Raw genomic sequence first — 9,352 nt, 5'->3', positions numbered from 1 at the left:
CGTGCCGCCTCCCGCGTCGAAACCCCATCTTCAATCGCCGCAATAACTCGACCGCGAAGGTCCCCGCTCAAGCTCCTCGTCATCACCACCCTCCTGGCAAATCACCAAGAGCAGTGAATCAGACTAAACTGATCCCGTGAATCCTCAAACCGACTCTGTGTTCATAAAAGATGCTCTAGCCTTTGCGATCGCCAAAATTCCCCTCCCCCTTGTGGGGAGGGGTTAGGGGTGGGGGTACGAGGTCGCGCAGCGTGAGCCGGATATTTTCCTGAAGCGATGGTCCTCCCCTCCTCATCCCATAGAGAACGAGGCCCTGATGCGTTGTAGCGACTAAAACTGAAAATTTGTCTTTGATGCGAAAAAGCGGCCGGAAGTGGCTGTGTCACAATAATGGCAAACAAGAAGGCCGACCACAGTCGGGGCACATCCGTTGTGGAACGGGTGTTAGCATTTCGAAGGCAGGCACTTGCGTCCACTCGGCAAGGTTCGGGGCAGAACATGCCGTTTAGACTTCACGCCTTGCGCCCTCGATGCTCTTCGATCTGATGAGGCAGGTCGTAGATAACCTTCAGCAACATACGCAGGTATTCCACCACCGCTTGAGCATCAGCGCTTGTAGTGCCGGACGCACCCGGAATTGGGTGAGCGTTGTCGTTGCCAAGTTCTCTTACCTCATGGGCCCACTCGATCATGACCGGGGGTAAAAGCCCTCTGGCACCGAGGTCTTCTATCTCCTGAAACAGGTTCTTGCCAGATGCGTTCTGATACCGGAGGACCAGCTGTACCGCGCTGCGCGCCATAAGAGCCGCGGCATCATAGTTCGATACCTCGATACTCCGCTTCGCTTGTACCCAATAACGCCCGACGTCGTCCGGCCAGTGCTTCGGCCAGCCGGTGGTCTTGCGCGGCCACGGCACTTGATGGAAACGTACTAGGCCGGAACTGCCCATGCCCCAAAACACGGATGTCAAGTTGCCGCATTGCTCACAGACCAGGACATCGTAATGCAGTGTCTTGGATTCGGCAGCGTTCTTTTTGGTCAGTCGGCTCTTAAAGCCGAATCGACCTTCTTCACCGCAGAAACCACAGGTCACCAAGTCGACCGGCAAATCGCCGTTGTAGCTTCGGTAGCCTGATCCCTCGCCAATGTCCCACCAGCTCATTGAAAAGCCCCCTATTCCATGAACTAGAGGGCAACATGTGACATCCCGCTGCGCCTCTATCAATGCTTGTTGACGGAGCTGTTGTGCCGTTGATGCGCTCTACGTCTCGCCTTCCCCGCCGACTACCCTCCCACCATCGCAGCATGACCCTCGCCCGGATTGTGAATGCGTGAACGTTTGCCATGTGCGGCGGGTTGGTTATAGTCGGGCGGGGGCACGCAGAAATTGCAGTCAGTCTCGGTGCAGGTAACAGCCGTGCAGGAGAGACATGCCCATGACGAGCAGGACTTCCATCCGTGCCGTACTCGCGTCCCTGCTGCTTGCAGGGATGGCGATCAGCCCTGCCGCCGCGCAGGGTGAGGCCCCGGCACAATCATCCGAACCAACAACGCAACCTTCTTCACCGCCGGCGTCGCAACCGTCCGGCCAGCCGGCGGGACAGCCAGCGGCGGAGCCCGGAAAACAGCAGCCGAGGCCGAAGCGCCAGCGGGCGGAGAAGGAAACGACCCGCATCCAGATCGGCTATCTCAGGGCCTATGCCCCGCAGCTTGCGCTGTCGGTGCTCGACGTTCCGCCGAGGAATGACGGCGTTGCCGGCGCGGAAGTCGCCATCGATGACAACAACACGACGGGCGGCTTTCTCGGCCAGGAGTTTACGCTCGACGTGGCCGAGGTCGAGCCCGAGGCGGACGTGGTCGAGGCCTTCAACAAGATGGTCGAGGCCGGCGCGCGCTATGTGCTGACCGATCTGTCGGCGAAGCAGGTGCTGTCGATCGTCGACTTTGCCCGCGACAAGGGCGTGCTGGTGTTCAATGTCGGCTCGACCGACGACGTGCTGCGCGAGGAGGAGTGCCGGGCTAACCTCTTCCACACCATGCCGACGCGCACCATGCTTGCCGACGGCCTTGCCCAGTACCTCATCTGGAAGCAGTGGAAGAACTGGGTGCTGATCTACGGCTCGCATGAGGGCGACCAGGCCTTTGCCGATGCGCTGCGCCGTGCGGCCGAGCGGTTTGGCGGCCAGATCGTCGCCGAAAAGCTGTTCGAGGACACGGGCGGCGCGCGGCGCACCGACACCGGCGTCGTCCAGATCCAGCGGCAAATCCCGGTCTTCACCCAGGATCTGCCCGAGCATGACGTGATGCTGGTTGCCGACGAAAGCGAGGTGTTCGGCACCTATGTGCCGTTCCGCACCTGGATCCCGCGTCCGGTTGCGGGCAGCGCGGGGCTCGTGCCGTCGGCCTGGCATCCGGCGAGCGAACAGTGGGGCGGAACCCAGATCCAGAACCGGTTCGAAAAGCAGGTGGGCCGGCGCATGCTGTCGAAGGACATGGCGGCGTGGACGGCCGTGCGCATCGTCGGCGAGGCCGCGACGCGCACCAACAGCGGCGATCCGGCAAAGATCGAGGAGCACATCAAGGGCGAGAACTTCTCGGTCGCGGCCTATCGCGGCCAGAAGCTCACCTTCCGCAACTGGAACTGGCAGCTGCGCCAGCCGGTCTTCCTCGGCGACAACCGTTCGGTGGTGTCGACCTCGCCGCAGGAAGGCTTTCTGCACCAGGTATCCGAGCTCGACACGCTCGGCATCGATCAGCCGGAGACCGTATGCAAGCTTGACTGACATCTTGAGGGCCGGGGGGCCAAACATGGAGGAGGAGCATGAAGAGACTGGGTTTTGCGGCGCTGGCCGCCAGTGCCTGCATCCTGGCCAACCCGGCATCGGCCTTTACGGTCTATGTCTCCAACGAACGCGACAACACCATCACCATCGTCGATTCCGAGAAGATGGAGGCGGTCGGCACCATCAAGGTGGGGCAGCGCCCGCGCGGCATCACCATCTCGCATGACGGCAAGGTGCTCTACGTCTGCGCGAGCGACGACGACACCGTCGAGATGATCGATACGGAGACGAACCAGATCATCGGCACGCTGCCCTCGGGACCGGACCCCGAACTGTTCGTGCTCTCGCCCGACGGCAAGACGCTCTACGTCGCCAATGAGGACGACAACCTCGTCACCGTGATCGACGTCGAGGCGCGCTCGGTGCTGTCGGAAATCCCGGTCGGCGTCGAGCCCGAAGGCATGGGTGTGAGCCCTGACGGTTCGGTGATCGTCTCGACCTCCGAGACCACCAACATGGCGCATTTCATCGATGCCGAGACGCACGAGATCACCGACAACGTGCTGGTCGACACGCGCCCGCGCTATGCCGAGTTCATGCCGGACGGATCGGAAGTCTGGGTGAGCGCCGAGATCGGCGGCACCGTCTCGGTGATCGACAACGAAACCCGCGAGGTGACGCAGACGATCACCTTCGAGATCCCGGGCCTGCGCGCCGAAGCGATCCAGCCGGTGGGCGTCAAGATCATGCCCGACGGCAAGAAGGCCTATGTGGCGCTGGGGCCCGCCAACCGCGTGGCCGTCATTAACACCGAGACCTACGAGGTCGAGAAATACGTGCTCGTCGGCCAGCGCGTCTGGCAATTGGCGCTCACCCCCGACGAGAAGACGATCATCAGCACCAATGGCGTGTCGAACGACATCACCTTCATCGATACCGAAACCGACGAGGCGATCCAGTCGGTGACGGTCGGCCAGCTGCCCTGGGGGGTTGTCGTCAAGCCGCAGTGACGCATTTGCAGGAAGGAGGGTGCGCGGGCTCGCGGGCCCGGCGATGCGCGGCGGAATGCCGTGGGAGGAAGGAGCAGGCCAATTGCATCACGTGCCACCCGGCGGTGAGGTGCCAGCCAGCGTCGCGGCGCTCGAGGTCGCTGCGGTGAGCCATTTTTATGGCCGCAGCCAAGCGCTGGACAGCGTCTCCTTCACGCTGGCGCCCGCGACCTTCACCGTGCTGCTCGGCCTCAACGGCGCCGGCAAGACGACCTTGTTTTCGCTGATCAGCCATCTCTACGACACGCGCGCGGGCTCGATCCGCGTCTTCGGCCACGACATCGCCCGCGCCTCCAGCGAGGCGCTGCGGCGGCTCGGCATCGTCTTCCAGGCGCGCACGCTCGACCTCGACCTCAGCGTCAGGCAGAACCTCGTCTACCATGCCTCGCTGCATGGCATGTCGTCGCGCGAGGCGCGCGAGCGCATCGCGGCGATGCTCGAGGCCGTCGGCATGAGCGACCGGCTCAACGACAAGGCCCGCAGCCTTTCGGGCGGGCAGATGCGGCGCATCGAGATCGCGCGGGCCCTCCTCCACCGGCCGCAGCTGATCCTGCTCGACGAGGCGACGGTCGGGCTCGACGTCAAGTCGCGCGCCGACATCCTTGCCAACATCCGCAACATGGTCGCGCGCTCCGGCATCAGCGTCCTGTGGGCCACCCACCTCATCGATGAGGTGAGCGAGGGTGACCATGTGCTTGTCCTGCACAAGGGCAGGCTGGTGGCCGACGGCATGGTCTCCGAGCTGGTGCGCGAGACCGGAGCCGGCGCAATCGGCGAAGCCTTTGCCCGGCTGACCGGGCTCGATGCGCCTAGCGAAACAGGAGCGCGGCCATGAGCACCGGCTGGAACGCCGCTTCCGCGCCCGACACGGCGACCGTGCCCGCGCTGCCGCGCAATCTTGGCCTTCGCCAGTATCTCATCTGCCTGCGCGGCATCTGCGTGCGCGAGGGCCTGCGCTTCATTCACCAGCGCGAGCGCTTCGTCTCCTCGCTTGTGCGGCCGCTGATGTGGCTGTTCATCTTCGCCGTCGGCTTCCGGCAGGTGCTCGGCGTGTCGATCATCCCGCCCTACCGCACCTATGTGCTCTACGAGGTCTACATCACGCCGGGCCTGTGCGGCATGATCCTTTTGTTCGGCGGCATGCAGTCGTCGCTGTCCATGGTCTACGACCGCGAGATGGGCAACATGCGCACGCTGCTGGTAAGCCCCTTCCCGCGCTGGTTCCTGCTGGTGTCGAAGCTGCTGGCAGGCGTCACCGTCTCGGTGCTGCAGGTCTATGTCTTCCTGGCGATCGCCTGGTTCTGGGGCGTAAAGGCCCCTCCCCTCGGCTATTTGATGGTGCTGCCGGCGCTGTTTTTGTCGGGCATGATGCTGTGCGCGCTCGGCCTGTTGCTCTCCTCGCTCATCAAGCAGCTCGAGAATTTTTCCGGGATCATGAACTTCGTGATCTTCCCGATGTATTTCGCGTCGCCCGCGCTCTATCCGCTGTGGCGCATCCAGGAGGCGAGCCCGCTCCTCTACAAGATCTGCCTCCTCAACCCGTTCACCTATGCGGTCGAGCTGATCCGCTTCGCCTTCTACGGGCAGGTCGAGTGGCTGTCGCTCGGGATCGTGGCGGGGCTGACGGCATTGTTCCTCGGCGCGGCGATCCTCGCCTATTCGCCGACGCGCGGGCTGGTGAACCGCAAGCAGGATACGGGAGGAAATGGCTGATGATGTATCGCCCGATTGCCGCGCTCATGCTGATGACGGCGCTTGCTTCCCCTGCCCTCGCGGCACAGGGCAGCGAAGACTGGCCCTGCATCCAGCGCAAGGTGCCGGAACTGTCGCTCGGCCAGATCTGGAACGGGCCGGAGCTGCCGCCCGAGGCGCGCGACTGGTCGAACGATGCCGAAATTTCGGCGCTGGTGCGCGAGCTTTCCGCCCGGCGAATGCCGGTCGAGGAAGCGCAGGGCCGCATCCGCGACTTTGCCGAAAAGAGCGGCGAGGCGGCCGAACAGCGGCTGCTCGTCCTGGTGCGCGGCCTGTTCGACCATATGAACCGCGAGCGTGCCGACGTCATGTCCGGCATCTCGCGCTATGCCAGGCGCCAGGTCGAGCTTGCCGAGCGGCTGCGCCAGGAATTGTCGGAGGTCGACACGCTGCGCAACAAGCCGGACGCAAACCCGACCGAGGTGGCGCAGCGTTCCGACCGCCTCGTCTGGGAAACGCGCCTGTTCGAGGAGCGCGCCCAGTCGCTCAGTTTCGTCTGCGAGGTGCCCACCCTGATCGAGCAGCGCCTGTTCGCGCTCTCCCGCGCGATCGGGCAGACGATCACGTCGCTGCGGCCAAAGGAGGAAGCCCCCGCGCGTTGACGATGGTCAGGCGAGCGCGTAGCATTTGTGGACTTTCCGCATGGGCACCTGCGGAAAGGCGACGCCGCAAGGCGGGACGGCAGCCAACGCTGCCGCGAACAGTGACGTGCGCCGCCCCGGCGGCGCAGCGTGAGGTGCCCGATGGAACTGGTCGATCTCATTCTCACCGTCTGCCTCATCTCGAACCCGGAAAGGTGCCGGGTCGAGCATCTCTACTTCGAAAGCCGTGGCACCCTCTTTCAGTGCATGGTGCTGGCCCCCGCGGAGATCGCGAAGTGGGCGAGCAGCCATCCGTCGCACCAGGTGGTGCGCTGGAAATGCGCCTTTCCCGCAAAGGAGCGGGCGATCTGACCCGCCGTTGAATTCCGCACCAGGGAGGAACCTGAATGGCAATCTCGAGACGCACGGTCCTGCAATTCATGGCGGCAACGTCCGCCCATGCCTTCTTGCCCGTCCCGCTCGCACGGGCGAACGAGAAGGTCCGCATCGGCGTGCTGAAGTTCGGCACGGTCAACTGGGAGCTCGACACGATCAAGCATAACGGTCTCGACACGAAGAACGGCGTCGACCTCGACGTGCAGTTCTTTGCCGGCGAGGATGCGAGCAACGTGGCGATGCTGGCCGGCGACCTCGACATGATCGTCTCCGACTGGCTGTGGGTGTCGCGCCAGCGTGCCGAAGGCGAGGATTTGACGCTCGCGCCCTTCTCCACCGCCGTCGGCGCGATCATGGTCAAGCAGGATTCGCCGATCCGCACCGTCGCCGACCTCAACGGCAAGAAGATCGGCGTTACCGGCGGGCCGCTCGACAAGAGCTGGCTCTTGATCCAGGGCCTTGCGCGCCGCGACCACGACCTTGATCTCACCGAAAAGAACGAGATCGTGTTCGGCGCGCCGCCGCTCCTCAACGAAAAGGCGATGACAGGCGAGCTCGATGCGGTGCTGAATTTCTGGCACTTCTGCGCCCGGCTGGAGGCGAACGGTTTTCGGCGCCTCGTCAGCGCCAATGACGCCGCTCGCGCCCTCGGCGCCTCGGGCGATGTTTCCGCGCTCGGCTATGTCTTCCGCGACAAATGGGCGAAGGATCATCCCGAAGCCGTGCAGGGCTTCATCCGCGCCAGCGCCGATGCCAAGGAGCTGCTGAAAACCTCCGACGAGGAGTGGAACCGCCTCGCGCCCGTCATGCGCGCGGAAGGCGCGGAGCTCACCGCCCTGCGCGACCGCTTCCGCGAAGGCATTCCGAACCGGCCAGTGGCCGACGAGGAGGCGGATGCCGCGCTTCTCTACAAGGTGCTGGCCGAGCTTGGCGGCGAGAAACTCGTCGGCAATTCGCCCGAGATGGTCGCCGGCACGTTCTGGTCGGAACTCACGCAATGAATGCAAGGGAGGGCGGTGCGGGCAGACCCGGCGTCGAAGCCGCGCCAAAGGGGCGCAAGGCGCCCCTCGCCTTCGCGCCGGCCCTGACCGTCGCCGCCTCCCTTGCCGGCTTTCTGGCGCTCTGGGCTTTCGCAGCCGCCGCCTGGCCAAGCCGCGCCCTGCCGCCGCCGCTTGCCGTCTGGTCGGTCTTCGTCAAGGAGCTGATGAGCGGGGAGCTTCCCTGGCATCTCGGTATCACGCTGGCGCGCGTTGCCGCCGCCTTCGTGCTGGCGATGCTGATCGGCACGGTGATCGGCATTCTGCTCGGCATGTCACGCCGGGCGAACGCCTTCTTCGACCCGTGGGTGGTGTTGTTCCTCAACATTCCCGCCCTCGTCATCATCGTGCTTGCCTATGTCTGGTTCGGCCTCAACGAGGCCGCCGCCATCGGCGCGGTCGCGGTCAACAAGATCCCGAACGTGGTGGTGACGATGCGCGAGGGCGCCCGCGCGCTGGACCAGCGCTATGCGGACATGGCCTTCGTCTACCGCTTCAGCGCGCTCGACCGCATCCGCCACGTGCTGATGCCGCAGCTGCAGCCCTACCTTGCCGCCGCCGCGCGCTCGGGCCTCGCCATCATCTGGAAGATCGTCCTGGTGGTGGAACTGCTCGGCCGCTCCAACGGCGTCGGCTTCCAGATCTATCTTCACTTCCAGATGTTCGAGGTCGCGGCGATCCTCGCCTACACCATGGCGTTCGTCGCCGTGATGCTCGTCATCGAAATTGCGCTGGTGCAGCCCTTTGAACGACATGCAACGCGTTGGCGCGGCCGCGCCGCTTGAAGTGAACATCGCCGAGAAAACCTTCCGCTCGGCGGAGGGCGTCAGCATTGTTGCCTTGCGCAACCTCTCCTTCGAGGTGGCGCGCGGCGAGTTCGTCTGCCTGTTTGGACCTTCCGGATGCGGCAAGACGACGACGCTGCGCATCCTGCTCGGCCTCGACCGCGATTTTACCGGCTCCTTCAGCATGCCGGAGGGGGGATCGGCGCGCGTTGCCGCCGTCTTCCAGGAGCCGGTCTTGCTGCCCTGGCGTACCGTCGAGCAGAACGTGCGGCTCGCGCTACCCAAAAATTTGCGCGACGCGGATCTGACGCCGCTGTTCGAGCGGCTGGGCCTCTCGGCCATGCGCATGCTTTATCCCGGGGAACTGTCGCTCGGCCTTGCCCGCCGCGCTGCGCTTGCCCGCGCCTTTGCGACGGAGCCCGCGATCCTCTTCCTCGACGAGCCGTTCGTCTCGATCGACGAGCGCACGGCGCAGGGCCTGCGGCACCTGCTTCTGTCTGTCTGGTCGGCGCGCCCGACCACGGCGCTGATGGTGACGCACAATCTGCGCGAGGCGCTGATGCTGGCCGACCGCATCATCGTGCTCTCGCCCCGGCCCGGCCGCGTCGTCGGCATCTTCGCGGTCGGCCTTCCGCGCACCGAACGCACCCCCGCCGCCCTCGACCGCCTCTCCCGCAGTTTTCTGGAGCAATTCACGACGGTGGAGTGAGGGGCGTTCGGAGCCGCTGGAGCGGAACAGGATGAGCTCGTGCGGAGCCTGAAAACAATGACCTCCGCCGTGGTACTCCACGAGCCCCCTCCACCATGCTTCGCATGGTTCCCCTTGTAACTTGTCTTCCACCACATCTGCTATTGTTGCGGGTGCGGTGGCGGGAGGGAGACCGAGTCCCCACTGGGACACCAAGCCCGCGGGGGAGCAAGGGTCCCCGCCCGCCGTTCCATCGACCCCGAACAGTCGCCTGGGCCGC

General features: G+C 64.6%; 10 protein-coding genes. 9 read left to right on the top strand and 1 reads right to left on the bottom strand.

Features of this window, described 5'->3' with window-relative positions; translation table 11 throughout:
• Window positions 1-512: 512 nt before the first annotated feature.
• Entirely contained in the window at window positions 513-1,163 is a 651-nt protein-coding gene (locus L610_RS14150) for a DUF4145 domain-containing protein (protein WP_144705844.1), read from the bottom strand.
• A 274-nt stretch (window positions 1,164-1,437) separates the two neighbouring features.
• On the opposite strand from L610_RS14150, the gene L610_RS14145 reads away from it, so the two are divergent.
• From L610_RS14145 to L610_RS14105, 9 genes are all read left to right on the top strand, one after another.
• Complete coding sequence (locus tag L610_RS14145) at window positions 1,438-2,784, top strand: ABC transporter substrate-binding protein (protein WP_034330638.1); 1,347 nt, start codon at window positions 1,438-1,440, stop codon at window positions 2,782-2,784.
• Window positions 2,785-2,822: 38 nt separating this feature from the next.
• Window positions 2,823-3,794, top strand: coding sequence for a YVTN family beta-propeller repeat protein (locus L610_RS14140; RefSeq protein WP_024849359.1), 972 nt, complete (start codon window positions 2,823-2,825; stop codon window positions 3,792-3,794).
• An 82-nt stretch (window positions 3,795-3,876) separates the two neighbouring features.
• Complete coding sequence (locus tag L610_RS14135; protein WP_024849360.1) at window positions 3,877-4,668, top strand: ABC transporter ATP-binding protein; 792 nt, start codon at window positions 3,877-3,879, stop codon at window positions 4,666-4,668.
• Window positions 4,665-5,546 carry an ABC transporter permease gene (locus L610_RS14130; protein ID WP_144705842.1) on the top strand — a complete coding sequence of 294 codons (882 nt, stop codon included), beginning with the start codon at window positions 4,665-4,667 and terminating at the stop codon, window positions 5,544-5,546. Before L610_RS14135 ends, L610_RS14130 begins: the two co-directional genes overlap by 4 nt.
• Window positions 5,546-6,187, top strand: a complete 642-nt coding sequence (locus L610_RS14125; protein WP_144705840.1) for a hypothetical protein — start codon at window positions 5,546-5,548, stop codon at window positions 6,185-6,187. Before L610_RS14130 ends, L610_RS14125 begins: the two co-directional genes overlap by 1 nt.
• 141 nt (window positions 6,188-6,328) lie before the next feature.
• Window positions 6,329-6,538: a hypothetical protein gene (locus L610_RS14120; protein ID WP_024849363.1), complete on the top strand. Its 210-nt coding sequence runs from the start codon at window positions 6,329-6,331 to the stop codon at window positions 6,536-6,538.
• Window positions 6,539-6,573: 35 nt separating this feature from the next.
• Complete coding sequence (locus tag L610_RS14115) at window positions 6,574-7,563, top strand: ABC transporter substrate-binding protein (protein ID WP_144705838.1); 990 nt, start codon at window positions 6,574-6,576, stop codon at window positions 7,561-7,563.
• Entirely contained in the window at window positions 7,560-8,384 is an 825-nt protein-coding gene (locus L610_RS14110) for an ABC transporter permease (protein WP_024849365.1), read from the top strand. The genes L610_RS14115 and L610_RS14110 overlap by 4 nt, the downstream gene beginning before the upstream one ends.
• Window positions 8,353-9,093, top strand: a complete 741-nt coding sequence (locus tag L610_RS14105; protein ID WP_024849366.1) for an ABC transporter ATP-binding protein — start codon at window positions 8,353-8,355, stop codon at window positions 9,091-9,093. The genes L610_RS14110 and L610_RS14105 overlap by 32 nt, the downstream gene beginning before the upstream one ends.
• The last annotated feature ends 259 nt before the right edge of the window (window positions 9,094-9,352 follow it).

Source organism: Aminobacter sp. J44 (assembly GCF_007829415.1).
In the GTDB taxonomy this organism is placed as follows: domain Bacteria; phylum Pseudomonadota; class Alphaproteobacteria; order Rhizobiales; family Rhizobiaceae; genus Aerobium.
The sequence above is the reverse complement of the archived record's forward strand: the minus strand, read 5'-3'. Positions and strand labels throughout refer to the sequence as shown.